General features: G+C 60.1%; 25 protein-coding genes and 4 tRNA genes. 2 read left to right on the top strand and 27 right to left on the bottom strand.

The features are described 5' to 3' along the window. Positions 1-104 precede the first annotated feature (104 nt). From ybeD to leuS, 11 genes are all read right to left on the bottom strand, one after another. Entirely contained in the window at positions 105-371 is a 267-nt protein-coding gene (gene ybeD / locus HWW83_RS15325) for a DUF493 family protein YbeD (RefSeq protein WP_004940012.1), read from the bottom strand. A 104-nt stretch (positions 372-475) separates the two neighbouring features. Then, entirely contained in the window at positions 476-1,687 is a 1,212-nt protein-coding gene (dacA, locus tag HWW83_RS15320; RefSeq protein WP_004940010.1) for a D-alanyl-D-alanine carboxypeptidase DacA, read from the bottom strand. Positions 1,688-1,867: 180 nt separating this feature from the next. Then, positions 1,868-2,953, bottom strand: coding sequence for an endolytic peptidoglycan transglycosylase RlpA (gene rlpA, locus HWW83_RS15315; protein ID WP_033642159.1), 1,086 nt, complete (start codon positions 2,951-2,953; stop codon positions 1,868-1,870). Positions 2,954-2,963: 10 nt separating this feature from the next. Further along, on the bottom strand, positions 2,964-4,076 hold the full coding sequence (mrdB, locus tag HWW83_RS15310; protein ID WP_004940006.1) for a peptidoglycan glycosyltransferase MrdB: 1,113 nt from the start codon (positions 4,074-4,076) through the stop codon (positions 2,964-2,966). Positions 4,077-4,084: 8 nt separating this feature from the next. Continuing rightward, positions 4,085-5,980 carry a peptidoglycan DD-transpeptidase MrdA gene (mrdA, locus tag HWW83_RS15305; protein WP_089196717.1) on the bottom strand — a complete coding sequence of 632 codons (1,896 nt, stop codon included), beginning with the start codon at positions 5,978-5,980 and terminating at the stop codon, positions 4,085-4,087. A 38-nt stretch (positions 5,981-6,018) separates the two neighbouring features. Beyond that, positions 6,019-6,489, bottom strand: coding sequence for a 23S rRNA (pseudouridine(1915)-N(3))-methyltransferase RlmH (gene rlmH / locus HWW83_RS15300; protein ID WP_004940002.1), 471 nt, complete (start codon positions 6,487-6,489; stop codon positions 6,019-6,021). Between the two features lie 3 nt (positions 6,490-6,492). Then, positions 6,493-6,810 (bottom strand): ribosome silencing factor, encoded by a 318-nt coding sequence (rsfS, locus tag HWW83_RS15295; protein ID WP_004940001.1) that lies wholly within the window; start codon positions 6,808-6,810, stop codon positions 6,493-6,495. A 194-nt stretch (positions 6,811-7,004) separates the two neighbouring features. After that, positions 7,005-7,667 (bottom strand): nicotinate-nucleotide adenylyltransferase, encoded by a 663-nt coding sequence (gene nadD / locus HWW83_RS15290; protein WP_015376938.1) that lies wholly within the window; start codon positions 7,665-7,667, stop codon positions 7,005-7,007. Continuing rightward, entirely contained in the window at positions 7,657-8,691 is a 1,035-nt protein-coding gene (gene holA, locus HWW83_RS15285; RefSeq protein WP_129993239.1) for a DNA polymerase III subunit delta, read from the bottom strand. Before holA ends, nadD begins: the two co-directional genes overlap by 11 nt. Then, positions 8,688-9,248, bottom strand: coding sequence for an LPS assembly lipoprotein LptE (gene lptE / locus HWW83_RS15280; protein WP_033633932.1), 561 nt, complete (start codon positions 9,246-9,248; stop codon positions 8,688-8,690). The genes holA and lptE overlap by 4 nt, the downstream gene beginning before the upstream one ends. 14 nt (positions 9,249-9,262) lie before the next feature. After that, positions 9,263-11,845, bottom strand: a complete 2,583-nt coding sequence (leuS, locus tag HWW83_RS15275) for a leucine--tRNA ligase (protein WP_089194383.1) — start codon at positions 11,843-11,845, stop codon at positions 9,263-9,265. Between the two features lie 285 nt (positions 11,846-12,130). Between leuS and HWW83_RS15270 the strand changes: the two genes are divergently transcribed. After that, the gene (locus tag HWW83_RS15270) at positions 12,131-12,613 is read left to right on the top strand and encodes a zinc ribbon-containing protein (protein ID WP_025301844.1); all 483 of its coding nucleotides are present in this window, start codon (positions 12,131-12,133) and stop codon (positions 12,611-12,613) included. A gap of 40 nt (positions 12,614-12,653) precedes the next feature. On the opposite strand, the gene HWW83_RS15265 is transcribed toward HWW83_RS15270, so the two are convergent. The 12 genes from HWW83_RS15265 to miaB all read right to left on the bottom strand — a co-directional run bounded on the left by HWW83_RS15265 (position 12,654) and on the right by miaB (position 24,339). Next, positions 12,654-13,358 carry an FMN-dependent NADH-azoreductase gene (locus tag HWW83_RS15265; RefSeq protein ID WP_123061443.1) on the bottom strand — a complete coding sequence of 235 codons (705 nt, stop codon included), beginning with the start codon at positions 13,356-13,358 and terminating at the stop codon, positions 12,654-12,656. A 147-nt stretch (positions 13,359-13,505) separates the two neighbouring features. Further along, positions 13,506-14,438, bottom strand: coding sequence for a pyrimidine-specific ribonucleoside hydrolase RihA (gene rihA / locus HWW83_RS15260; protein ID WP_176589402.1), 933 nt, complete (start codon positions 14,436-14,438; stop codon positions 13,506-13,508). A gap of 113 nt (positions 14,439-14,551) precedes the next feature. Continuing rightward, a complete protein-coding gene (locus HWW83_RS15255; protein ID WP_004939983.1) occupies positions 14,552-15,277 on the bottom strand; it encodes an amino acid ABC transporter ATP-binding protein in 726 nt (241 codons plus the stop codon). Continuing rightward, the gene (gene gltK / locus HWW83_RS15250; RefSeq protein ID WP_015376945.1) at positions 15,277-15,951 is read right to left on the bottom strand and encodes a glutamate/aspartate ABC transporter permease GltK; all 675 of its coding nucleotides are present in this window, start codon (positions 15,949-15,951) and stop codon (positions 15,277-15,279) included. Before gltK ends, HWW83_RS15255 begins: the two co-directional genes overlap by 1 nt. Next, positions 15,951-16,691: an amino acid ABC transporter permease gene (locus HWW83_RS15245; RefSeq protein WP_004939979.1), complete on the bottom strand. Its 741-nt coding sequence runs from the start codon at positions 16,689-16,691 to the stop codon at positions 15,951-15,953. The genes gltK and HWW83_RS15245 overlap by 1 nt, the downstream gene beginning before the upstream one ends. A 216-nt stretch (positions 16,692-16,907) precedes the next feature. Next, complete coding sequence (locus HWW83_RS15240; protein ID WP_033642166.1) at positions 16,908-17,804, bottom strand: amino acid ABC transporter substrate-binding protein; 897 nt, start codon at positions 17,802-17,804, stop codon at positions 16,908-16,910. A gap of 395 nt (positions 17,805-18,199) precedes the next feature. Further along, a complete protein-coding gene (gene lnt, locus HWW83_RS15235; protein ID WP_176589401.1) occupies positions 18,200-19,729 on the bottom strand; it encodes an apolipoprotein N-acyltransferase in 1,530 nt (509 codons plus the stop codon). Positions 19,730-19,736: 7 nt separating this feature from the next. Then, positions 19,737-20,615: a CNNM family magnesium/cobalt transport protein CorC gene (corC, locus tag HWW83_RS15230; RefSeq protein ID WP_004939973.1), complete on the bottom strand. Its 879-nt coding sequence runs from the start codon at positions 20,613-20,615 to the stop codon at positions 19,737-19,739. Between the two features lie 84 nt (positions 20,616-20,699). Beyond that, the gene (gene ybeY, locus HWW83_RS15225) at positions 20,700-21,173 is read right to left on the bottom strand and encodes an rRNA maturation RNase YbeY (RefSeq protein WP_004939970.1); all 474 of its coding nucleotides are present in this window, start codon (positions 21,171-21,173) and stop codon (positions 20,700-20,702) included. Continuing rightward, entirely contained in the window at positions 21,170-22,201 is a 1,032-nt protein-coding gene (locus HWW83_RS15220; RefSeq protein ID WP_170853105.1) for a PhoH family protein, read from the bottom strand. The genes ybeY and HWW83_RS15220 overlap by 4 nt, the downstream gene beginning before the upstream one ends. 258 nt (positions 22,202-22,459) lie before the next feature. Further along, entirely contained in the window at positions 22,460-22,795 is a 336-nt protein-coding gene (locus tag HWW83_RS15215) for a zinc ribbon domain-containing protein YjdM (RefSeq protein WP_004939967.1), read from the bottom strand. Between the two features lie 119 nt (positions 22,796-22,914). Then, positions 22,915-24,339, bottom strand: coding sequence for a tRNA (N6-isopentenyl adenosine(37)-C2)-methylthiotransferase MiaB (gene miaB / locus HWW83_RS15210; RefSeq protein ID WP_047025704.1), 1,425 nt, complete (start codon positions 24,337-24,339; stop codon positions 22,915-22,917). A 197-nt stretch (positions 24,340-24,536) separates the two neighbouring features. On the opposite strand from miaB, the gene ubiF reads away from it, so the two are divergent. Next, complete coding sequence (gene ubiF / locus HWW83_RS15205; protein WP_047025703.1) at positions 24,537-25,718, top strand: 3-demethoxyubiquinol 3-hydroxylase; 1,182 nt, start codon at positions 24,537-24,539, stop codon at positions 25,716-25,718. Positions 25,719-25,806: 88 nt separating this feature from the next. On the opposite strand, the gene HWW83_RS15200 is transcribed toward ubiF, so the two are convergent. From HWW83_RS15200 to HWW83_RS15185, 4 genes are all read right to left on the bottom strand, one after another. Next, positions 25,807-25,881, bottom strand: a tRNA-Gln gene (locus tag HWW83_RS15200). A 4-nt stretch (positions 25,882-25,885) separates the two neighbouring features. Beyond that, positions 25,886-25,962, bottom strand: a tRNA-Met gene (locus tag HWW83_RS15195). Between the two features lie 41 nt (positions 25,963-26,003). Continuing rightward, positions 26,004-26,078, bottom strand: a tRNA-Gln gene (locus tag HWW83_RS15190). A 44-nt stretch (positions 26,079-26,122) separates the two neighbouring features. Beyond that, a tRNA-Gln gene (locus HWW83_RS15185) sits at positions 26,123-26,197 on the bottom strand. Positions 26,198-26,215: the final 18 nt, after the last annotated feature.

The raw sequence follows: 26,215 nt of genomic DNA, 5'->3' as shown, positions 1-26,215 counted from the left end.
TACCGGGCGCTCCGGCCTGCGACCAGCCTTTCGCTGACCAAAAATGCGCAACCCGGGAAGACGCTGCGCCATCCCGGGTTGATAAGCAGGGGTTTATGCTGGAATTACAGCACCATGCGAACAATTTCAATGTTGCCCAACTCTTCGTACAGGGTTTCGACCTGCTCGATGTGAGTGGCATTGATGGTGATGGAGACGGAGTGGTAGTTGCCTTTGCTGCTTGGCTTGACCTGCGGGTTGTAATCGCCCGGCGCATGGCGCTGCACCACTTCAACCACCTGGTCAACCAGCTCAGGCTGCGCCAGGCCCATTACCTTGTAGGTAAACGAGCAAGGGAATTCGAGCAGTTCGTTCAGTTTAGTTTTTTGCATGTGCGTGCGCTCCAGAGTGCTAGCTAATCTATAAAGTATAACTCCCGCCGGGGCGGGAGTTAGTGTTATTCACTATATGGGGACGATTTCGCCCGTTTCAACCGTTAACCGAACCAGTGGTGGAACATCAGTTTGATGTAGTCCACGATGCGGCTGAAGAAACCGCCTTCTTTCACTTCGTTCATCACCACCAGCGGACGCTGGTCGATGGTTTTGCCGTCCAGCTGGAAGTTGATGCTGCCCACCACCTGGTTTTTCGCCAGCGGCGCGTGAATTTCCGGGGTGTTCAGCACGTAGCTGGCCTTCAGATCTTTCATGCGGCCGCGCGGGATGGTCAGGTAGACGTCTTTGTCCACGCCCAGCTCAACGCGGTCGGCATCGCCGAACCAGACCGGCTCGGAGGCGAACTCTTTACCGACTTTCAGCGGCGCCACGGTTTCAAAGAAGCGGAAGCCCCAGGTCAGCAGTTTCTTGCTCTCGGCTTCGCGGCCTTTGTAGGTGCGGCCGCCCATTACGGCGGAGATCAGACGCATCTGGCCTTCGGTCGCCGAAGCCACCAGGTTGTAACCCGCCGCATCGGTGTGGCCGGTTTTGATGCCGTCGACGTTCAGGCTGTTATCCCACAGCAGACCGTTGCGGTTCATCTGGCGGATGTTGTTGAAGGTGAACTCTTTTTCTTTGTAAATCGCGTACTCTTCCGGCACGTCGCGGATCAGCGCCTGGCCGATCAGCGCCATGTCGCGCGCCGAGCTGTACTGGCCCTGGGCATCCAGGCCGTGTACCGTCTGGAAGTGGGTGTTCTGCAGGCCCAGCTTGCTGACGTAGGTGTTCATCAGGTTGACGAACGCGTCCTGGCTGCCGGCGACGTAGTCGGCCATCGCCACGCAGGCGTCGTTACCGGACTGCAGGTTGATGCCGCGGGTCAGTTTGGAGACCGGCACGCGATCGCCCGGCTTCAGGAACATCAGCGAGGAGCCTTTGAACACCGGGTTGCCGGTCGCCCAGGCGTCCTGGCCGACGGTCACCAGATCGTCCTGGCCGATTTTGCCCGCTTTCAGCGCCTGGCCGATGACGTAGCTGGTCATCATTTTGGTCAGGCTGGCCGGATCGCGACGCGCATCGGCGTTCATCTCGGCCAGCACCTTGCCGGAGTTGTAATCAATCAGGATGTACGCTTCCGCATCGATCTGCGGGACACCTGGGATCATGGTTTTGATGTTAACGTCATCGGCGTGCGCAACGGAGGCTGCGCTCATTGCGATAACGGTGCCGAGGGCGATGCTTTTGATTAAGCGAAAAGAAGTTACTTGTTTCATGATCGGGACTACAACATCCGTGAAAGTAAAGTTAAAAAACGAGCCACACTATAGCAGATGCGATCCCGGCAGGCATTACCCATTCATCTGACTAATTGCGGTTAGTGCCCTTTTAGCTGCAAGAAAATGTTTCAGCTAAATAACCGCTTATCGGCCGTGAATGCCCGCCGGGCTTAACGCTCAGGGTGCAGCAGTAACGAAAGACTGTTGTTGCGCTTCGCTCGCCAGGCGTTGCTGCAGCTGGGCCGCCTGTTGACGGCTGCTGAACGGGCCAAGCTGGACGCGGTAAACGTTGCCGTTAGCCGCCACTTTGCCCGGGACGCCAAACTGTTGGCTCAGGCTCTGTTGCCAGCTCTGGGCGCGTTCGGCGCTGCTCAGCGCGCCGACCTGCACCACGTAGCCGCCGGAAGAAGCGGCAGCAGCCGTGCCGACAGCCGCCGCGCCGGCCGCGACCGGTGCGGCTACCGCGGCGGCTTCAGGTTCGGAACCTTCCAGCACCCCGGCCGGCACCGCGCTCGGCGCGCCGAGGAAACCGCTGCGGCCGTTGGCGGCATTGCCGCCGGCAGCTGGGGCGCTGTTGTCGTCGGTGCGCAGAGTGCTGTTATCGATCGGGCGCACCGCCGCGCCGCTGGCGATCGGCGCCTCCTGTTGAATAGGGGTGCCCATGCCGCTGGAGCCGAGATCCGGGCGCGCCGGCAGGGCGTAGCTCTGTTTCGCCACGATGGTGCCGATGGTGCCGGGGCCGCTCAGCGTGCCGTCCGGCGCCACGTTGATGAAATCTACCTTGACCTTGGTGTTGTTGGACAGGTTGAGGCGGTCGGCGGCGGCTTTCGACAGATCGATGATGCGGCCCTTGGTGTATGGCCCGCGATCGTTGACGCGCACCACCAGCTGACGGCCGTTGGCCAGGTTAGTGACGCGCACATAGCTTGGGATTGGCAGGGTCGGATGCGCCGCCGTCAGGCCGTTGGGGTCAAACTGCTCGCCCAGCGCCGTGGTGTTGCCGTTGGCCTCTTCGCCATACCAGGCCGCCAGGCCGGTCTGCGAGAAGTTCTGCGGATCTTTTACGATGCGGTAAGTATCGCCATTAACCTTATAATCCTGCATGTTATTAGGGTTATAGGGTTCATATTGAGGCTCGACGCCGCCGATTTCCACCACCGGGCCGTTGTACGGCTGCGGAGGGGCTTGCTGTTCCGTGGTCGGGGCGGTACAGGCGGAGAGCAACACCGCCGCGACGCCGATCCAAAGCCATTCCTTACGCATTACTCACCTCTTATAAACTTTTAGACAGCATTTTCCGATGCGTGTGGATCGACATGATGATGCCGAAACCGGCCATCAACACTATCAGCGCCGAACCCCCGTAACTGACCAGAGGCAAAGGTACGCCAACTACCGGCAAAATGCCACTGACCATACCGATGTTAACAAAGACATAAACGAACAAAATCAGCATCAAGCCGCCGACCATGACGCGGCCAAAGGTGGTTTGCGCCTTGGCGGCGATCATCAGCCCGCGGATGATCACCAGCAGGTAAAGCGCCAGCAGCACCAGTACCCCGATCAGCCCCAGCTCTTCGGCCAGGACGGCGAAGATAAAGTCGGTATGGCGCTCCGGCAGAAACTCCAGCTGTGACTGGGTGCCGTGCAGCCAGCCCTTGCCGGACAGGCCGCCGGAGCCGATGGCGATCTTGGATTGAATGATGTGATAACCGGCGCCGAGCGGGTCGCTCTCCGGATCGAGCAGCATCATGACGCGGTCGCGCTGATAGCCGTGCATCAGGAAGAACCACAGCACCGGGATGAAGGCCGCCAGCGCGACGGCGGCGACGGCGATCAGCTTCCAGCTCATGCCGGACAGGAACAGTACGAACAGGCCGGAAGCGGCGATCAGGATAGAGGTGCCCAGATCCGGCTGCGCGGCCACCAGCAGCGTCGGCAGGAAGATCAGCACCAGCGCGATGGCGGTGTTTTTCAGCGAAGGCGGGCAAACGTCGCGGTTCATAAAGCGCGCCACCATCAGCGGCACGGCGATCTTGGCGATTTCCGACGGCTGGAAGCGCACTACGCCGAGATCCAACCAGCGCTGCGCGCCTTTACTGATCTGCCCGAAGGCGTCCACCAGGATCAGCAAAATCACGCAGAAGATATACAGATAGGGCGCCCAGCTTTCGTACACGCGCGGCGGGATCTGCGCCATGACGGCCATCACGATCAGCCCCATGACGATCTGCCCGATCTTGCGCTCCATCATGCCGATATCCTGGCCGCTGGCGCTCCACATCACGAAGGCGCTGTAGACCAACAGGGCAAGGATCAGCAGCAGGAACGTCGGGTCAATGTGGATTTTGGTCCAGATCGAGCCTTTTTGTTGGCTTTCAGTCATGTTCTACCTTAGTCACCTTCTACGCCAGGCGGCAGCGGGGCCTCGCTTGGCAATTGCGTATTGTTGTCGCCCAGCAGAATGTGGTCGAGGATCTGGCGGGTGATGGTCCCCACCGCCGGACCGGCGCCGCCGTTTTCCAGAATGATGGCGACCGACACCGTCGGGTTGTTGAACGGTGCGAAGGCGGTCATCAGTTTGTGATCGCGCAGGTGCTCCGCCAGTTTGTGGGCGTTGTAGGTTTCATAGCCGAATACCTGTGCGGTACCCGATTTCGCCGCGGCTTTATAAGGTGCGTCCGCAAAGTATTTGCGCGCCGTCCCGTTCGGACGGTTGGCCACACCGTACATGCCGTCTTTGGCAATTTCCCAGAAGCCGGAGTGAATATCGCCGATCTGCGTGTTTTCTTCCTGTTTGAACGGCACCAGCGCGCCGTTGATGCGGGTGCTCTGCAGCAGGTGCGGCGTTTTGACGGTGCCGTCGTTGATCAGGGTGTTCAGCGCCTTGGCCATCTGGATCGGCGTCGCGGTCCAGTAACCCTGGCCGATGCCTACCGGAATGGTGTCGCCCTGATACCACGGTTTTTTATAGCGTTTCTGCTTCCATTCGCGCGTCGGCATCAGGCCGGAGCGCTCTTCGGACAGATCGATGCCGGTGTACTGGCCGTAACCGAATTTGGTCAGCCAGGTCGACAGCCGATCGATCCCCATGTCATAAGCGACCTGGTAGAAATAGGTATCTGCGGACTCTTCCAGCGCCTTGGTGACGTTCAGGCGGCCGTGGCCCCATTTCTTCCAGTCGCGAAAGCGTTTTTCCGAGCCGGGCAATTGCCACCAGCCGGGATCGAACACCACGGTGTTTTTGGTGATCACCCCGGCGCTCAGCGCCGACACCGCGATATAAGGCTTCACCGTCGAGGCGGGCGGGTAGACCCCCTGGGTGGCGCGGTTGATCAGCGGGCGATTCGGATCGTTCAGCAACCCCTGATAGTCCTTGCTGGAAATGCCGTCGACGAACAGGTTCGGATCGTAGCTCGGGTTGGAGACCATCGCCAGGATGGCGCCGGTGCGCGGATCGCTCACCACCACCGCGGCGCGGCTGCCGACCAACAGCTGTTCGATATAGCGCTGCAGGTTAAGATCGAGCGTCAGGTAGACGTCCTGACCGGCGGAAGGCGGCTGTTCGTGCAATTGGCGGATCACCCGGCCGCGGTTGTTGACCTCGACCTCTTCATAGCCGGTTTTGCCGTGCAGCGTGTCTTCGTAATAGCGTTCGATGCCCAGCTTGCCGATATCGTGGGTGGCGGCGTAGTTGGCCAGTTTGCCGTCTTTGTCCAGCCGCTCGACGTCGCGATCGTTGATCTTGGACACGTAGCCAGTGACGTGGGTGAGGGCGGAGCCGTAGGGGTAGTAGCGGCGCTGGTAGCCTTTCACTTCCACACCCGGGAAGCGGAACTGATTGACCGCAAAACGGGCGACTTGCACCTCGGTCAGCGCGGTTTTCACCGGAATGGAGACGAAACGGCGCGAGCGCTTGCGCTCTTTTTCGAAATTGGTGATGTCGTCATCGGTCAAGTCGACCACCGGGCGCAGCGCCTGCAGCGTGGCTTTGAGATCGTCGACCTTTTCCGGCATCAGTTCCAGCTGATAAATGGTGCGGTTGAGCGCCAGCGGAGTGCCGTTGCGATCGTAGATAATGCCGCGGCTGGGCGCGATGGGCACCAGCTTGATGCGGTTTTCGTTGGAGCGGGTGCGGTAATCCTCGACGCGGACCACTTGCAGATTATACAGGTTGGCGATCAGGATGCCGGACAGCACCAGGATGACCAAGAACGCCACCAGGGCGCGGCGTACAAACAGGGCGGATTCAGCCGTATAGTCGCGAAAAGGGTTACGTTCTATTTTCATCCCGCTGCTTTATTTCACTCTGTCACGGTCACCACCGGCTATTCCCGGTGGTAAGGATGATTTGTAGTAATACTCCAGGCGCGGTAGAGGCTTTCGGCCACCAGGACGCGCACCAAAGGATGCGGCAGTGTCAACGGAGAAAGCGACCAACTCTGCTCGGCAGCGGCTTTGCAGGCGGGCGCCAGCCCTTCCGGGCCGCCGATCAGCAAGCTGACGTTGCGGCCATCCTGCTTCCAGCGCTCAAGCTGCTGCGCCAGCTGCGGCGTTTCCCACGGCGTGCCTGGGATATCCAGCGTAACGATGCGGTTGCCTTTGCCCACCGCCGCCAGCATTTGTTCGCCTTCCTTGTCCAGAATGCGTTTGATGTCGGCGTTTTTGCCGCGTTTGCCGGCCGGGATCTCGGTCAGCTCAAACGGCATATCTTTGGGAAAGCGGTGCAGGTAATCCATAAAGCCGGTTTGCACCCAGTCTGGCATTTTGGTGCCGACCGCCACCAATTGCAGTTTCACCGCTTAGCTCCAGAGTTTTTCCAGCTCGTACAGGCGACGGCTTTCTTCCTGCATCACGTGCACGATCACTTCGCCCAGATCGACCACGATCCAGTCGGAGGCTTCCTGGCCTTTCATGCCAAACAGTTCCATGCCCGCAGCGCGGGATTCCTGCACCACGTGGCTGGCGATCGACATCACGTGGCGAGTCGACGTGCCGGTGCAGATGATCATGCAATCGGTGATACTGGATTTGCCCTGTACGTCCAGAGCGACAATGTCTTGGCCTTTGAGGTCATCGATTTTATCGATGACGAAATCTTGGAGCGCTTTACCTTGCAAAGGTTCCCCCTCGGGTGTGTTCTGTTCAGTCGGCTGCGGCGGGCAAAATGCGCGCGCCGCGGCGTAACCGGATAAAGGTTTCGGCAGGCTGCCGCTGAAAGCCAGCTAACTGGTGACTGCCCGGCCAGCTAAGGTTTCCGGGGTTTTCAGCGGATACCTGAAAAATAGCGGCGCAGTATATCACGCACCTTTCGCTAGCGATATAAACCCTGCAACTCGATATAGCGCTGCACCGGGCGCGGCAGCAGATCGTCGCAGTTGAGGCCCTGATGGCGGCGCTGGCGGATCTCGGTGGCGGAAATTTCCAGCTCCGGCGTATCGGCCAGATAGATATGGCCGTGCGGGCGGCGGCTGAGCAGCGCCGGGTCGGCGGTGCGATGACGTTCCAGCCACTGCTGCAGTTCCGGCGTGTCCATGCGATCGTTATAGCCCGGGCGCGCCAACACCAGCAGATGGCAGACGTCCAACAGCGCCTGCCAACGATGCCATTTATGCAGCGTCAGCAGCGAGTCCTGGCCAATAATAAACGCCAGCGGCTGGGCGGCGCCACGCTCTTTACGAATCGTTTCCAGCGTCTCGATGGTGTAGGAGGGGGTGGTGCGATGCAGTTCGCGATCGTCGACCGCGAACAGCGGATTGCCGGCGATCGCCAGCTCGACCATCTTCAAGCGCTGCTGTGCGTTGGCCTCGGGCTGCGGGCGGTGTGGCGGCACGTGGTTAGGCAGCAGCGTGACGCGATTCAGGCCCACTTCGGCGGCCAGCGCCTCCACCGGCCGCAGATGGCCGTAGTGGATCGGATCAAAGGTGCCGCCAAACAGCGCGTGCAATACGGTGGGGTGTTCCGGATTAGTGGGCATCGGTAAAACTCGTGGCCAGGGGTTTGCCGCACAGCAGCATCGACAGGGTTTCCAGTTCCGGCCAGACCGACTGGCCATAGTCCTGCTTGAGGGTCAGCTCTATTTGCGTCAGCAGCTGTACCGCTTGCTGCAGCTGGGCGCTGGACAGGCGTTGCAGCGCCTGGGTCACCAGCGGGCGGCGGTTCTGCCAGACCTTGTGCTGATCGAACAGCGTGCGCAGTGGCGCGGACGCCATGCGGCGCTGCAGCGTCAGCAACAGCAGCAGTTCGCGCTGCAGGGTGCGCAACAGGATCACCGGCTCGACGTCCTCTTGCTGCAGCTGCTGCAAAATATGCCAGGCGCGCTTGCTCTTGCCGGCCAGCAAGGCGTCCAGCCAGTGGAACGGCGTGAAGTGGGCGGCGTCGTTCACCGCCTGCTCGACGCGCGGCAGGGTGAGCTTGCCGTCCGGGTGCAGCAGCGACAGCCGCTCCAACGCCTGCGACAGCGCCAGCAGGTTGCCTTCGTAGCAGTAGCACAGCAGCTGATTGGCGGCGTCGTCCAACTCCAGCTTCATCGCCTTGGCGCGCGCGGCGACCCAGCGCGGCAGCTGTGCCTGCTCCGGCGTCTGGCAACTGACGAGGGCGCCGTGCGGGCTGAGCGCCTTGAACCAGGCGCTGTTTTCCTGCGCTTTGGTGAGGCGCGGGCCGCGCAAGATCAGCAGGATGTCGTCGTGCAGCAGGGTGGCGAGCTTGGTCAGCTGTTCACCGATCGGCGCCGTCGGGCCGTTTTCCGGGAAAATCAGCAGCAGCGTCTGGCGGCTGGCGAACAGGCTCATCGCCTGGCAGATGCCGAAGATGGCGTCCCAGTCGGTGTGGGCGTCGAGGGAAATGCTGTAGTGCTCGCTGAACTGCTGCTGTTGCGCGGTCTGCCGGAGCAGATCCTGGCTTTCCTGCAGCAGCAGCGGTTCATTGCCGCTCAATAAATAACAAGCGCGCAGCCCCTCTCGGAGCTGCGCGGCAAGTTGTTCCGGATAAATGCGGATCATTGTGCGGTTTGGCTTGCCGCTCGTTCGCCGACGGCAGCGGCTTTCTGCCGGTTTTCTTCTTCCGCCGCGTGCACGGTCAGCAGTTTGCGCACCAGCTGTTGCGCCGCCTGCTCACGCATTTCCTGGCGAATGATCTCCTGCTCGGAGTCTTTGGCCAGCGCGGTCAGCGGGTTGTCGAAGAACGAACGGAACACTTTCACCGACAGCGGATACAGGTCATGCCCCGGGATCAGCACCTGGGCCTGCACGGTTAGCACCAGCTGATACTCGGCGGTTTTACCGTCCTGGAAGATCGAGGCGGTATCCTGGCTTTCCGTCGCGCCGACGATGCGCAGAGAAGGCACGTCTTTACGCTTCGGATCGCTGACGATGGTCACGGCGTTCAAACGCAGTTGCTCACGCACCGCGCGCGTCAATGGCCCGTAAGGATCCGAACTGTCCAGGATCAGCGTTTTCATTTCATTAGGCACCTGCGTGGTGCCACGCAGGTGAAAACCGCAGCCGGCGGTGACCAGCACCGCCAACCCCAGCAACAGCGTCAGAATACGTTGTCGCACAACTCCTCCTTGTGTTAACCCACAACCAGGTTAAGCAGTTTGCCCGGAACATAGATCACTTTGCGAATCGTGACGCCGTCCAGATATTTAGCCACCAGATGCTCTTCGGCAGCGCGCGCGCGCACTTGCTCTTCGGTCGCATCGGCAGATACGGTGATTTTAGCGCGAACCTTGCCGTTCACCTGCACCACCACCAGCTTGGAGTCCTCGACCATCGCCTGCTCGTCGGCAACCGGCCATGGCGCGGTGTCCACGTCGCCTTCGCCGCCCAGCGCCTGCCACAGGGCGAAGCACACGTGCGGGGTGAACGGATACAGCATGCGAACGACGGCCAGCAGCGCTTCCTGCAGCAGCGCGCGATCCTGCTCGCTCTCCTGCGGCGCGCGGGCCAGTTTGTTCATCAGCTCCATCACGGCGGCGATCGCGGTGTTGAAGGTCTGGCGGCGGCCGATATCGTCGGTCACTTTGGCGATGGTTTTGTGCAGATCGCGGCGCAGCGCTTTCTGCTCTTCGTTCAGCGACGCCACGTCCAGCGGCTGCACCGCGCCTTTTTCCACGTGATCGTAGGCCAGTTTCCATACGCGCTTCAGGAAGCGGTTAGCCCCTTCCACGCCGGATTCCTGCCACTCCAGCGTCATTTCTGCCGGTGAAGCGAACATCATGAACAGACGCACGGTGTCCGCGCCGTATTTTTCCACCATCTCCTGCGGGTCGATGCCGTTGTTCTTCGACTTCGACATTTTGCTCATGCCAGCATAGACCAGTTCACGGCCTTGCGGATCGGTGGCCTTGATGATGCGGCCTTTGTCATCGCGCTCGACGGTGGCGTCAACCGGGGATACCCAGACGCGCTCGCCGCTGTTGCCGGTGTAGTAGAAGGCGTCGGCCAGCACCATGCCCTGACACAGCAGGCGCTTGGCCGGCTCATCGGAATCCACCAGGCCCGCATCGCGCATCAGCTTGTGGAAGAAGCGGAAGTACATCAGGTGCATGATGGCGTGTTCGATGCCGCCGATATATTGATCGACCGGCAGCCAGTAGTTGGCGGCGGCCGGATCCAGCATGCCCTGGTCGTACTGCGGGCAGGTATAGCGCGCGTAGTACCAGGAAGACTCCATAAAGGTGTCGAAAGTGTCGGTTTCACGCAGCGCCGGTTGGCCGTCAACGGTGGTCTTCGCCCACTCAGGATCGGCCTTGATCGGGCTGGTGATGCCATCCATGACCACGTCTTCCGGCAGGATCACCGGCAGCTGGTCTTCCGGCGTCGGCATCACGGTGCCGTCTTCCAGGGTCACCATCGGGATTGGCGCGCCCCAGTAACGCTGACGGGAGACGCCCCAGTCGCGCAGACGGTAGTTGACCTTGCGCTGGCCGACGCCTTTGGCGACCAGTTTGTCGGCGATGGCGTTGAAGCCCGCTTCATTGTCCAGGCCGTCGAACTCGCCGGAGTTGAACAGTGCGCCTTTGTCGGTCATCGCTTCGGCGCTCACGTCAGGCTGGCTGCCGTCGAGGTTCAGGATCACCGGTTTGATCGGCAAATCGTATTTGGTGGCGAATTCCCAGTCGCGCTGGTCGTGCGCCGGTACCGCCATCACGGCGCCGGTGCCGTATTCCATCAGCACGAAGTTGGCGACCCACACCGGCAGCTTCTCGCCGCTCAGCGGGTGGACAACGAACAGGCCGGTCGGCATGCCTTTCTTCTCCATCGTCGCCATTTCGGCTTCGGCCACTTTGGTGTTGCGGCATTCGTCGATGAAGTCGGTCAGCGCCGGGTTGTTGCGCGCGCCCTGTTGCGCCAGCGGGTGGCCCGCGGCGACCGCCACGTAGGTGGCGCCCATGAAGGTGTCGGGACGGGTGGTGTAAACCGTCAGCTTCTCTTCGCTGCCAGCCACGTCGAAGGTGATTTCCACGCCTTCGGAGCGGCCAATCCAGTTGCGCTGCATGGTTTTCACCTGCTCCGGCCAGCTTTCCAGCGTGTCCAGATCGTTCAGCAGCTGATCGGCGTAGGCGGTGATTTTGATGAACCACTGCGGGATCTCTTTACGCTCGACCTTGGTGTCGCAGCGCCAGCAGCAGCCGTCGATAACCTGTTCGTTGGCCAGCACGGTCAGATCGTGCGGGCACCAGTTCACCGCCGAGGTCTTCTTGTAGACCAGGCCTTTTTCATACAGCTTGGTGAAGAACCACTGTTCCCAGCGGTAGTATTCCGGCTGGCAGGTGGCGATTTCGCGATCCCAGTCGTAGCCGAAGCCCAGCAGTTTCAGCTGGTTCTTCATGTATTCGATGTTGTCGTAGGTCCACGGGGCCGGCGCGGTGTTGTTTTTCACCGCCGCGCCTTCCGCCGGCAGGCCGAACGCATCCCAGCCGATCGGCTGCAGTACGTTTTTGCCCAGCATGCGCTGATAGCGCGAGATCACGTCGCCGATAGTGTAGTTACGAACGTGGCCCATGTGCAGTCGGCCGGACGGGTAAGGCAGCATGGATAGGCAGTAGTACTTTTCCTTGCTGTCGTCTTCGGTAACTTTGAAAGTCTGCTTCTCTTGCCAGTGAAGCTGTACGTTCGATTCTATGTCTTCTGGACGGTATTGCTCTTGCATGGCGGCCGGTGGTCCTGTAGGTGTAAACCGTTGCCCCGGTCAGAGGCAACGCAATGAACATTTAGTATTCGTAGATCCGCATAGCATAGCTGATAAGACCTCCCGGCAACAACTCCAAGCGCCTGACTCGGCGCATTTAAAAAAAACGCCGCCATGACGCGGCTCACAACCTGCGGATCCCGCGTCTTGCCAAGTGACATCAGTCATTTACGGCTAAAATAAGAACAAGTAGCTTAAGGGTATCCCCATGGCCAAGTCCGGCGCAGCGTTTATCGAGGAGAGTCTATGAACAAGGTTGCTCAGTATTACCGCGAATTGGTGGCATCGCTGACCGAACGTCTGAAAAACGGCGAACGCGATATCGACGAACTGGTGGCCAGCGCGGAGCGGCGGTTGAACGAGGCCGAAGATCTGACGCGCGACGAGGTGCGGCAGGTGACGCAGGCGGTGCGGCGCGATCTGGAAGAGTTCGCCCGCAGCTATCAGGAAAGCCGGGACGAGTTTACCGACAGCGTGTTTATGCGGGTGATTAAGGAGAGCCTGTGGCAGGAACTGGCGGATATTACCGATAAAACCCAGTTGGAGTGGCGCGAGGTGTTCAAGGATGTCAGCCACCACGGCGTGTACCACAGCGGTGAAGTGGTGGGGCTGGGCAATCTGGTGTGCGAGCAGTGCCATTACCACCTGGCGTTCTACACGCCGGAGGTGCTGCCGCTTTGCCCGAAATGCGGTCACGACCAGTTCCAGCGTCGGCCATTTGAACCCTGATGACGTCCCCCGCCGCGGCGGGGAACGCTGACGTTTACCGTTAACGGAACAGTTTCTTCAGCAGGTTGCTCAGGAAACCGCCGCTGACGGCTTCTTGGGCGACGTTTGCCGGCGCCGGTGCGCTGGCCGGGACGGCGACGCCGGCCGGGATTTTCTGCGCGACCGCGAGGCGGCTGTCCTGGGCGGCTTTCTCCGCCGCTTCCGGGCCGTAGGCGAAGCCTTCCGCCAGCACGAATTCAACGTCGGTGATGCCGATAAAGCCCAGGAACAGCTTCACGTACGGGGTGATCAGATCCGTCGGCGTGTCGGCGTGGATGCCGCCGCGGCTGGAGATGACGATCGCTTTTTTGCCCGTCACCAGCCCTTCGGCGCCGGCGGAGGTGTAGCGGAACGTCTGACCGGCGCGGGCGATCAGATCGAAGTAGATCTTCAGCTGCGTCGGGATGTTGAAGTTGTACATCGGGGCGCTGATGATCAGCGTGTCGTGCGACTTCAGCTCGGCAATCAGCTCATCGGACAGCGCCAGGGTGCTTTGCTGATGCGGCGTCAACGGTTTGTCGCCGGCGGTAAAGCCGGCCATCACTTCGCCATCCAGCTCCGGCAGCGTTGGGTTGGCCAAGTCGCGCACGGTGAAGGTGTCTTCCGGGTGAGCTTCTCGCCATTGTTCAACAAAAAAATCGACTAATTTTCCAGACTGGGAATATTCACCCAGAATACTTGATTTCAGGACCAGTACGCGGCTCATTGGCTTATCTCCAGGCGAAGTGTAATCGGTAACGATGTCAATCGGTGTAAACGCATGGTAGAGGCAAGCTATCAACAGTGATAGCGCAAAAATTCGCTGAGTTAAATCAAAAAAGTTGAATGAGGGCGCGAGCGCGCCCCGAGAGGATTAATAACGCGCGACGCGCTCGGCCAGCAGATCGATAAAGCCTGCGCGATCGATGCCGGTCAGCACTTCCACGTTGGCCGCGTTGCCGGTTTGCTGGAAATAGTCCACCACCGTCATGCCGACGGTGTACTCCCCTTTGGTTTCCACACCGACCCAGCGTTCAACGCCGGTAAACAGCTGCGGCGCCAGCAGCCAGGCGATGGTGCAGGGATCGTGCATCGCCGCGCCAGGCAGGCCGCGCGGGTGGCTGAGATACAGCGGCAGGTAAAAATCGAGCATCTCCGCCACCGCCTGCGCGACCGGATTGGCTATCTGACGAATGCGCTCGATATCCTGCGGCAGCACCAGCGCCTGATGGGTGACGTTCAGCCCGGCCATGGTCAGCGGCACGCCGGATTTCAACACCATCTCGGCGGCTTCGGGATCGACGAAGATATTGAATTCCGCCACCGGCGTGGTATTGCCGGCATTCATGCCGCCGCCCATAAATACGATGCGCTCGATACGGCTTTTCAGCTCGGCGTGCTGGGCCAACAGCAGGGCGATGTTGGTCATCGGGCCGGTCACCACCAAGGTGATTGGCTGCGGGCTGGCGCGCAGCAGGTCGGCGATCAGCTCGACGGCGCCGCGGGGATCGGATTTGAGGGTCGGCGTCGGCAGGTGGGTGTTGCCCATGCCGGTTTTGCCGTGGACATAGTCGGCGATCACCAGCTCGCGCATCAGCGGGCGAGCGGCGCCGGCGGCGACAGGGATGTCCTCGCGCTGCATCAGGGTCAACAGACCCAGCGCGTTATGCAGGGTTTTCTCCGGCGTCTGGTTGCCGGCGGAGGTGGTGATGGCTTTGACGTCCAGCTCCGGCGAGCGCAGCGCCATAGCCAGCGCGATGGCGTCGTCGAGGCCGGGATCGCAATCGATGATAATAGGGCGGGGCATGTTCTTTCTCCTCTGTTTGTTATCCGGCGAGCATCGGATCAAAAACGAGGAGATACAAGCGCTTTTCGTGCCGGGAGAAAAGATGCGCCCCAGGCGGGGCGCATAGCGAGAACTTAGTGCAAGATCTTGGCGAGGAAGTCCTTGGCGCGATCGGACTCGGGGTTGTTGAAGAAATCGTCTTTGTTGCGGTCTTCGACGATTTTGCCTTCGTCCATAAAGATCACGCGGTTCGCCACCTTGCGGGCGAAGCCCATTTCGTGGGTCACCACCATCATGGTCATGCCTTCGTTCGCCAGCTCGACCATCACGTCCAGCACTTCGTTGATCATTTCCGGATCGAGCGCCGAGGTCGGTTCGTCGAACAGCATGGCGATCGGATCCATGCACAGCGCGCGGGCGATGGCGACGCGCTGTTGCTGGCCGCCGGAGAGCTGACCGGGGAACTTGTTGGCATGGGCGGACAGGCCGACGCGTTCCAGCAGCTTCAGGCCCTTCTCGCGTGAGGCGGTCTTGTCGCGCTTGAGCACTTTTACCTGCGCCAGCGTCAGGTTGTCGATAATGGACAGGTGCGGGAACAGTTCAAAGTGTTGGAACACCATGCCGACCTTGGCGCGCAGCTGCGCCAGGTTGGTTTTCTTGTCGTTGACGGGCGTGCCGTTCACCAGGATGCTTCCCTGCTGGATCGGCTCCAGGCCGTTGACGGTTTTGATCAGGGTGGACTTGCCGGAGCCTGAAGGACCGCAGACGACGACCACTTCGCCTTTTTTCACTTCGGTGGTGCAATCGGTCAACACTTGAAAGTGACCGTACCACTTGGAAACATTTTTCAGGGATATCATCAAACAGTCCTTTTCTTCAAATAGCTTACCAGCGCCGAGGCGGCGAGGCTGATAACAAAATAGACAAAGCCGGCGAACAGGATCATTTCAACCTGGGTGCCGTCGCGTTCGCCGATGGTCGATGCGGTGCGGAAGAAGTCGGCCAGGCTCAGTACGTAAACCAGCGAGGTATCCTGGAACAGGACGATGCCCTGGGTCAGCAGCAGTGGCACCATGGCGCGGAACGCCTGCGGCAGGATCACCAGCCGCATGGATTGCCAATGCGTCATGCCCAGCGCCAACGCGGCGGAGGATTGGCCGCGCGAGATGCTGATGATACCGGCGCGGATGATTTCCGAGTAATAGGCCGCTTCAAACAGGGAAAAGGCTACCATAGCCGAGATCAGGCGAATATCGGTTTTCGGCGACAGGCCTAGAACCTGTTGTAATAAGCTTGGAACCACCAGATAGAACCACAGCAGCACCATCACCAGCGGCACCGAGCGGAACAGGTTGACATACAGGGTGGCGAACCAGCTGATGGGCTTGAACGGCGACAGACGCATCACTGCCAGCACGGTGCCCCACAGAATGCCGACCACGATGGCGGTCACGGTGATCTTCAGCGTGATCGCCATGCCCTGCAGCAGATAAGGGAAGCTTGGGACGATCGACGCCCAGTCAAATTCGTACATTATTTACTCCCCAGGTTGCCAGGCAACTGCACTTTCTTTTCGACCAGACGCATAAACAGCATGATCACGGCGTTGATGCCGATATAAGCCAGCGTAATGGCGGTAAAGGATTCATAGGCGTGTGCGGAGTAATCCAACAGCTTGCCGGCCTGTGCGGCCATGTCCACCAGGCCGATGGTGGAGGCGATGGCGGAGTTTTTGACCAGGTTGAGCATCTCCGAGGTCATCGGCGGCACGATAACCCGGTAGGCGTTCGGCAACAGCACGTAGCGGTAGGTTTGCGGCAGCGTCAGGCCCATCGCCAACCCGGCGGCTTTCTGGCCGCGCGGCAGGGATTGAATGGCGGCGCGCACTTGCTCGCAAACGCGGGCGGCGGTAAACAGCCCCAGACAGAGCATGGAAGAGACGAAGAACTGCACGTTGGGATCCAGCTCGGTCTTGAACCAGGTGCCGATATTGGCCGGCAGCAGCTCGGGGATCACCAGATACCAGGTAAAGAATTGCACGATCAGCGGCACGTTGCGGAACAGTTCGACGTAACAGGTGCCGAGAGTGGAAAGAAAGCGGTTGGGCACGGTACGCAAGATACCGAACAGCGAACCGACGAAGAAAGCGATAATCCATGCACAGACGGAGAGGGCCACCGTGACCTGAAAGCCGGACCAGATCCAGCCGAGGTAAGTGGTGTTCCCAAACGGGGCCTGCTGCAGGAAGATACCCCAGTTCCAATCTATTGACATAACAAACTCCGATAAACGGGCGCAGGGCGCCGAAAAGTGATGACTTGATAGGCGCCGATCGCCGCGCGGCCAGTCGGGCTGGCTTGTTGTGTGCGGAGATCGGTGACGCGCCTTGGGGAAAATGAGGGAGGGGAACGGCCCCCCTCATTCCTGTCTGTCCCAGTCATCAACTGGGCCGGTTTGGCTTGGCGGCCGCCCCGGCTTTATTCTATTGAGTCAGTTCAACGCTTTGTCGTTAGGCGCTTTGAACAGTTGCTTCATGTCGTCCGACAGCTCGAAGTTCATGTTGAGGTTTTTCGGTGGGATAGGCTGCTTGAACCATTTATCAAACCACTTGGCCGCTTCACCGGAGGTTTGCGCCTGGGCGATAGTGTCATCGACCAGTTTCTTGAACTCAGGATCGTCTTTACGCAGCATGCAACCGTAGGCTTCTTTCGACTGCGGCGTGCCGATGATTTCCCATTGATCCGGCTTCTTGGCTTTGGCGCGCTCGCCCGCCAGCAGGGCGTCATCCATCATGAAGGCCACCGCGCGGCCGCTTTCCAGGGTGCGGAAGGAGTCGCCGTGGTCTTTGGCGCTGATGATGCGCATGTTCATTTTGTCGCTGTCGTTCAGTTTGTTCAGCAACACTTCGGACGTGGTGCCGGAGGTGACCACCACCGGTTTGCCGGCCAGGTCTTTAAAGTCTTTGATGTCGGAGCCTTTCTTCACCAGCAGGCGGGTGCCGACCACAAAGATGGTGTCGGAGAAGGCGGCCTGTTTCTGGCGCTCTACGTTATTGGTGGTAGAGCCGCATTCGAAGTCATAGGTGCCGTTTTGCAGCAGCGGGATGCGGTTCTGCGAGGTAATCGGCAGCATTTTCACCTGCAGATTCGGTGCATTCAGCTTTTTCTTAACGGCTTCAACGATTTGGTTGGAGTAGTCCTGAGAGTAGCCCACAACTTTTTGCTGGTTGTCGTAGTAGGAAAAGGGCACAGACGATTCGCGGTGGCCGACAACGATAACGCCGTTGTCTTTGATTTTCTTCAGCGTACCGGTCAGGTCTTCCGCGTGCGCCACGCTACCTGCCATACCGAGCAGCAGTAACGATAACGCCAATTTACGCATTTGCATGGTCCAACTCCTTTGCTGTTGTGGTGGCTCTGACTAAAGAGCGTCAGGTTTAAATCGACTATTTATTGCTCAGGTTATAAAGATAGTCTTAGAACGGATAGCCGTTAAAAAATAACCGATTGTGAATATCTTGAAACTAAAATGTTTCATTTTTTGAGACGCCGCGCGCACCAAATCAATGCAATCAAACCCCGACGCACCTGCATGGTGCGTTCGGTGCCTCCAAAATGTGCACGGGTGCGACAAAACGTCAGCAAAAGTTAGCCGACGTGCGATGTCACCTTAGATAAAGCAAGGAGTGTGCCAGTCGCGTTGATTTAACGACGTTTTCTGACCGAGGTGGGGGAACGTTTACGCAAACGCGGGGCGCGGCGGGCGCGCCCCGGCGAAGAGGACTATTTGCGGCGCAGGCCCAACATCAGCGCCCAACCGCCCAGCAACAGGGTGATCACCCACAGCGGCGTGGCGCCGAAACGCGCGTAAGGCGTGACGCCGGTGGTCGGTGTGACCTTCACTTCAAGCACCTGACGAGTGAACTGCGGGATCTCGGCGATCACGTCGCCGTTCGCGTCCACTGCGGCGGTGACGCCGTTGTTGGTGCTGCGCAGCAGCGGCCGGCCCAGTTCCAGCGCCCGCATGCGCGCCATCAGGAAGTGCTGCCATGGGCCGATGGAGTGGCCGAACCAGGCGTCGTTGGAGATGGTCAGCAGGAAGTTGGTGTCCGGGCGGAAGTTATCGCGCACCTGCTGGCCCAACACGATTTCGTAGCAAATGGCCGCCGTCAGGTTGTAGCCGCGTACGCTGAGCTGCGGTTGTACGTAGTCGCCGCGGCTGAAGGAGGACATCGGCAGGTCGAAGAACGGCGCCAGCGGCCGCAGCAGCGTCTCCAGCGGCACGAACTCGCCGAACGGCACCAGGTGGTGCTTGTTGTAGCGATCGTTGGCCGGGTACCTGTACGGCGTCGGTTCACCGAGCACGATGGCGCTGTTGTAGATTTGCTGGCCCTGCGGCGTGGCGCGCACGTCGACGATGCCGGTGATGAGGCTGCTGTTCTTCGCCCGCATCAGGTCGTCCATCATCGTCAGGAAGCCGTTCTGATTGGCTTCATAATCCGGGATGGCGGATTCCGGCCAGATGACGATCGGCGCCTTGCCCATGTAGGGACGGGTTTCGTCCAGATAGGTTTGCAGCGTGCTGACCAGCGCTTTCGGATCCCATTTCATCGATTGAGCGATGTTGCCTTGCACCATGGCGACATTCACCGCTTTATCCGTCTGCGGAGTAAACCACTGCAGCTGGCGCAGCGGCCATGGCAACAACAGCAGCGCGGCGGCGATCACCGCCGCCGAGAGGCGGCGCTGATTGACGGCGTACACCAGCAGGCCGGCGATGGCCATCAGCACAAAGGTGATGGCGTCGACGCCCAGCAGCGGCGCGATGCCTTTCAGCGGGCCGTTGATCTGGCTATAGCCGAACTGCAGCCATGGGAAGCCGGTCAGCACCCAGCCGCGCAGGAATTCCGTGACCTGCCACAGCGCCGGCGCGGCGATGGCCAGCCGCCACCAGCGGGTCGCCGGCCACAGGCGGGTCAGCAGCCCGGCGAACAGCCCGGTATACAGCGACAGGTAAGCGGCGAGCAGCGCCACCAGGAAGACGTTGACGGCGAAGGGCATGCCGCCGAAATCGGCGATGCTGACATACACCCAGTTGATCCCGCTGCCGAACAACCCGAAGCCCCAGACAAAGCCGAGCAGGGCGGACTGTTTGGTGGTGCGATTGAGGGTAACGGCCAGCAGGCCGAACAGGGAGACGATGGCCGCGGGCCAGAAATCGTAGGGCGAGAACGCCAGCGTCCCGCTGGCACCTGACAACAGCGCCAGCAGGGCGCGAACCCACTGGCGTTCAAGTAATGAGGCTTTAGCCATGTTGGATTTAATCTTCCAGTTTCGGTGGTGGAGAGTCGTCCGGAATTTTTACATGAACCTGGATGATACGTCGACTGTCTGCCATGGCAACTTTAAATAGGTAACCTTCGATTTCAATGGTTTCCCCGCGCGCAGGCAGATGGCCGAAGGCTTGCATCACCAAACCGCCGATGGTATCGACCTCGTCGTCGCTGAAATGGGTGCCGAAGGCTTCGTTGAAGTCTTCGATCGGTGCCAGCGCGCGTACGGTGTACATGTGGCGGCTGAGCTGGCGGATATCCAGATCGTCTTCGTCGTCGTATTCGTCTTCGATCTCGCCGACGATCAGTTCCAGAATGTCTTCGATGGTGACCAGGCCGGACACGCCGCCGAATTCGTCAATGACAATCGCCATGTGGTAGCGCTGGGAGCGGAACTCTTTCAACATCCGGTCGACGCGCTTGCTTTCCGGCACCACCACCGCGGTGCGCAGCACTTTGTCGATGCTGAAAGGCTCGGAGTCTGCGCGCATGAACGGCAGCAGATCCTTGGCCATCAGGATGCCTTCGATGTGATCTTTGTCTTCGCTGATCACCGGGAAGCGCGAGTGGGCGGAGTCGATAATCACGTCCAGGCACTCTTCCAGCGTCTGGTTGCGCTTGAGCGTCACCATCTGGGAGCGGGGGATCATGATGTCGCGCACGCGCTGTTCGGCGATATCCATCACGCCTTCCAGCATGTCGCGGGTATCGGGATCGATCAGGTCGTTTTGTTCGGAATCACGGATCAGCTCGACCAGATCGCCACGGTTTTTGGGCTCGCCGTGGAACAGCTGGTTAAGGATAAGAGTAAAGAACCCCTTCTTGGGACTGGGGCTGTCATTGCTTTGTGAATGGTCGTCGCTCATGGCGTTTTCGTTACTGTCACTCATGTCAGAGTTAAGGGGCGTCAGCGACAGCCCCGTTAGGGGCTGTAAGGTAAACGGCTGACGTCAGACGGGGTCTTTTTCCGCCAGGTACGGATCAGGGTAGCCCAGTCCGTGCATGATTTCGGTTTCCAAAGACTCCATTTCTTCGGCTTCATCGTCTTCGATGTGGTCATACCCTAGCAGATGAAGGCTGCCGTGGACAACCATATGCGCCCAGTGGGCCTCCAGCGCCTTGCCTTGCTCAATCGCTTCCTGTTCAACCACCTGGCGGCAGATGATCAGATCGCCGAGCAGCGGCAGCTCGATGCCCGGCGGGGCCTCGAACGGGAAAGAGAGCACGTTGGTCGGCTTGTCTTTGCCGCGATAGGTCAGGTTCAGCTCGTGGCTTTCCGCTTCGTCCACCAGACGCACGGTGACCTCGGCCTCTTCCTGAAATTGCGGCAGCACGCCTTCCAGCCAGCGCTGGAACGTGGCTTCATCCGGCAGGCCATCGCTGCTTTCACAGGCAATCTGCAGATCCAAAATCACCTGACTCATGGTGTCTCCTGCTCGGAGGCGGCGAGCGCCTCGCGCTTACGTTGTTCGGCAATTGCGTCTTTGCGTTTCTGTTCGGCCGCTTCCCAGGCCTCATAAGCGATGACCACGCGGGCCACCACCGGGTGGCGCACCACGTCTTCGCTGTGGAAGAAGTTGAAGCTCAGTTCTTCCACGTCCGACAGCACTTCCACCGCGTGGCGCAGGCCGGATTTCTGGTTGCGCGGCAGGTCGATCTGGGTGACGTCGCCGGTGATGACCGCCTTAGAGTTGAAGCCGATGCGCGTCAGGAACATCTTCATCTGCTCGATGGTGGTGTTCTGGCTCTCATCCAGAATGATAAAGGCATCGTTCAGCGTACGGCCGCGCATATAGGCCAGCGGCGCGACTTCGATCACGTTGCGCTCAATGAGCTTCTCCACGCGCTCGAAGCCCAGCATTTCGAACAGGGCGTCGTACAGCGGGCGCAGATAAGGATCAACCTTCTGGCTCAGATCGCCCGGCAGGAAGCCCAGCTTTTCGCCGGCTTCGACCGCGGGACGGGTCAGCAGAATGCGGCGAATTTCCTGGCGTTCCAGCGCATCCACCGCGGCGGCGACCGCCAGGTAGGTTTTGCCGGTACCGGCCGGGCCGATGCCGAAGGTGATGTCGTGATCGAGAATGTTGGCGATGTACTGCGCCTGGTTAGGCGTGCGCGGTTTCACCATGCCGCGCTTGGTTTTGATGGTGACCGCCTTGCCGTAATCCGGCACGCTGTCCGCCACCTGTTCCAGCACCCGGCTCTCTTTGATAGCCAGATGGATTTGCTCCGGATCGATATCCGGGATCACACCGCGAATCGGCGCGGTATCCACGTACAGATGGCGCAGGATATCGGCGGCGGCGACCACGCACAGGTTTTTGCCGACCAGCTTGAAGCGGTTGTCGCGACGATTGATTTCGATGCCCAATCGGCGCTCGAGTTGCTTGATGTTGTCATCAAACGGGCCGCACAGGCTGAGCAAACGCTTGTTGTCTGCGGGCTCCAACATAATTTCTTGTGTTGCGACGTTCAAACTATTCCTCTAGGTCACATCGGGCCTGGTTGATGTCACATAGCGCGTCCGGGACGCGCGCGTTCAGGGCGAGCCTGAATACTCTCTTTCTTGAATTATTCATGGTGCGCCGCAACGGCGCAAGTTTACCGCTGATCTATCTGTGCGCCGTCGGCGGAATTCAAGGGAAGATAAGGAAAAAACGCGGCGGGGCGCAAAGCCCGCCGCGTCATCACAGGACAAGGCCGCCGAGAATCAGTTCTTTTTCACGAACTCGGATTTCAGTTTCATCGGGCCGAAGCCGTCGATTTTGCAGTCGATGTTGTGGTCGCCTTCCACCAGACGAATGTTTTTCACCTTGGTGCCGATCTTCAGCATCGAGGAGCTGCCTTTAACCTTCAGGTCCTTGATCACGGTGACCGCGTCGCCGTCCGCCAGCAGGTTGCCGTTGGCGTCTTTGACGATCAGCGCGTCCTGATCTTCCGCCGGGGCGCTGTCGCTCCACTCGTGGGCGCACTCAGGGCAGATGAACAGGGCATTGTCCTGGTAGGTGTATTCGGAGTTGCACTTCGGGCAGTGTGGGAGTTGCATGTTATGTCGCCTCTTCAACAATAAAAAATAAAAAAAGAACATCACCGGGCGCGGACGCCCGGCGGAGAAACGGTAAGGAGTAGCGCGAACGGGCGGCGATAAGGCGGGCCGCCGCGGCGTCAGGGCTGGTAAATGCCGACGCCCAGCGCGTTTTCTTTGCGGGTACGGGCGATCACCGACTGCGGGGATTCATGTACGCGCAGATCCATCTGCTGTTCGGTGCGCACCACTGCGCCACGCAGGGTGTTGGTCAGCACCTCGGTAATTTCCACGTCGACAAACTGGCCGATCATGTCGGGTGTGCCTTCGAAGTTTACCACACGGTTGCACTCCGTGCGCCCGGCCAGCTCCATCACGCTTCTGCGCGAGGTGCCTTCCACCAGAATGCGCTGGACGGTGCCGAGCATGCGGCGGCTGAACTGCAGCGCCTGCTGGTTGATACGATCCTGCAGAATATACAGCCGCTGTTTTTTCTCTTCTTCGCTGACGTCGTCAACCATGTCCGCCGCCGGCGTACCGGGGCGCGACGAATAGATGAAGCTGAAGCTGACGTCGAAGTTGATGTCGGCGATCAGGTTCATGGTTTGTTCGAAGTCGGCCTGGCTCTCGCCCGGGAAACCGACGATGAAGTCGGAGCTGAGCTGGATGTTCGGGCGCGCCTGGCGCAGCTTGCGGATAATCGCCTTATACTCCAGCGCGGTATGGGCGCGTTTCATCATGGTCAGGATGCGATCCGAACCGCTCTGCACCGGCAGGTGCAGGAAGCTGACCAGCTCCGGCGTGTCTTCGTACACCGCGATGATGTCGTCGGTGAACTCGATAGGGTGGCTGGTGGTGAAGCGAATGCGATCGATGCCGTCGATGGCGGCCACCAGGCGCAGCAGTTCGGCGAACGAGCAGATATCGCCGTCATGCGTGGCGCCGCGGTACGCGTTGACGTTTTGGCCGAGCAGGTTGACTTCGCGCACGCCCTGCGCCGCCAGTTGGGCGATTTCGAACAGCACGTCGTCGCTCGGGCGGCTCACTTCCTCGCCGCGGGTGTATGGCACCACGCAGAAAGTGCAGTATTTGTTGCAGCCTTCCATGATCGACACGAACGCGGTCGGGCCTTCGGCGCGCGGCTCCGGCAGGCGGTCGAACTTTTCGATCTCAGGGAAACTGATATCGACCACCGGGCTGCGGGTGCCCTGAACGTGGTTGATCATTTCCGGCAGGCGGTGCAGGGTCTGCGGGCCGAATACCACGTCGACGCAAGGCGCGCGGCTGCGGATCAGTTCGCCTTCTTGCGAGGCCACGCAACCGCCGACGCCGATGATGACAGACGGGTTCTTCTCTTTCAGCAAGCGCCAGCGCCCCAGCATGGCGAAAACTTTTTCCTGCGCTTTTTCACGGATCGAGCAGGTGTTCAGCAACAGCACGTCCGCTTCCTCGGCGTTGTCGGTCCACTCGAAGCCGTGCGTGCTGTTCAACAGGTCGGCCATTTTCGATGAATCGTACTCATTCATCTGGCAGCCCCAGGTTTTGATATGTAGTTTTTTCGTCATTGACTTGCCATTACTCAGTGCGGAGCGAAAGTTGCGTTACGCGACATGCAGGGCGTGTATTGTAATCATTTGCCGCCGTTGTGACCAGCGCGGGGGAAAATGGCATGCAACCTGAAGCCGAAGCGAAAATCCGGTACACTGCGCAAAACGCCATGTCGGGTGGGATGGCGAGCATTCACATAGAAAACATAGCCAATATGAAGACATCTCAAAATCGGTACGACGCGGTGGTGGTGGGCGGCGGCATGGTCGGCGCGGCGGCGGCTCTGGGCCTGGCGCAGGCGGGCTGGTCGGTGGCGTTGCTGGAACATCAGGCGCCGCAGGCGTTCGAGGCGCAAAGCCCGCCGGACCTGCGCATTTCCGCTATCGGCTGCACCTCGGTGGGGCTGCTGAAACAGCTCGGCGCCTGGCCCGCCGTGACGGCGATGCGCACGGCGCCGTATCGCCGGCTGGAGACCTGGGAATGGGCGTCGTCGCGCGTGGCGTTCGATGCGCTATCGCTGGGGCTGCCGGAGTTGGGCTTTATGGTGGAAAACCGCATTTTGCAGCTGGCGCTGTGGCAGCAGTTCGCACAGTGCGCCAATTTGACGCTGCTGTGCCCCGCCAGGCTGCAATCGCTGCAGCGGGCGGACAAGGCCTGGCAACTGACGCTGGACAGCGGTGAAACGCTGCAGGCGCGGCTGGTTGTCGGCGCCGACGGCGCCAACTCTCAGGTGCGCAAGCTGGCGGCGATCGGCACCAACGGCTGGCAGTATCGTCAGGCGTGCATGTTGATCACCGTCGATACCGGCGCGCCGCAGCAGGATGTGACCTGGCAGCGCTTCTTCCCGTCAGGGCCGCGCGCTTTCCTGCCGCTGTACGACAGCTGGGCGTCGCTGGTGTGGTATGACAGCCCGCAGCGCATTCGCCAACTGCAGGCGATGCCGCCGGCGCAGCTGGAGCGCGAGATCGCCGCTGCTTTTCCGGCGCGACTGGGCCCGGTCAAGGTGCATGCCGCCGGATCGTTCCCGTTGACGCGCCGTCATGCGCAGCGCTACGTGCTGCCGGGCCTGGCGCTGCTGGGCGATGCGGCGCATACCATCAATCCGCTGGCCGGGCAGGGCGTCAATCTGGGGTATCGCGATGTGGATGCCTTGCTGAACGTGCTGAGCGAGGCGCGGGAGCAGGGAGAAGACTGGTGCGGCGAGGCGGTGCTGCTGCGCTATCAACGCCGCCGCCGTACCGACAATCTGTTGATGCAGAGCGGCATGGATCTGTTCTATACCGCCTTCAGCAATAACCTGGCGCCGCTGACCGTGGCGCGCAATCTGGCGCTGATGGCCGCGCAGCGGGCGGGCAAGCTGAAAGAGCATGCGTTGAAGTACGCCTTGGGATTGTAACCGACAGGGCTCAGCGGTGGCTGGGCCTATTTAAGGTTGGCTGAACGGCAGACAGCAAAAAGCCCGCCGAAGCGGGCTTTTCTAAATATGGCTGGGGTGCCAGGATTCGAACCTGGGTATGCTGGTATCAGAAACCAGAGCCTTACCGCTTGGCGACACCCCAATTATGGTGGCTACGACGGGATTTGAACCTGTGACCCCATCATTATGAGTGATGTGCTCTAACCAGCTGAGCTACGTAGCCGATGTTACTTTTTACTTCTTTGATTTGCAAGCAGTTTGTTATGGCTGGGGTACCTGGATTCGAACCAGGGAATGCCGGTATCAAAAACCGGTGCCTTACCGCTTGGCGATACCCCACCTGCAAACAAATCTTATGTTGAAACCCCATTCCCGAAAGAATATGGCTGGGGTACCTGGATTCGAACCAGGGAATGCCGGTATCAAAAACCGGTGCCTTACCGCTTGGCGATACCCCATCAACATACTGCGCCGAC

Origin of the sequence: Serratia ureilytica (assembly GCF_013375155.1) — a bacterium.
In the GTDB taxonomy this organism is placed as follows: domain Bacteria; phylum Pseudomonadota; class Gammaproteobacteria; order Enterobacterales; family Enterobacteriaceae; genus Serratia; species Serratia ureilytica.
The sequence above is the reverse complement of the archived record's forward strand: the minus strand, read 5'-3'. Positions and strand labels throughout refer to the sequence as shown.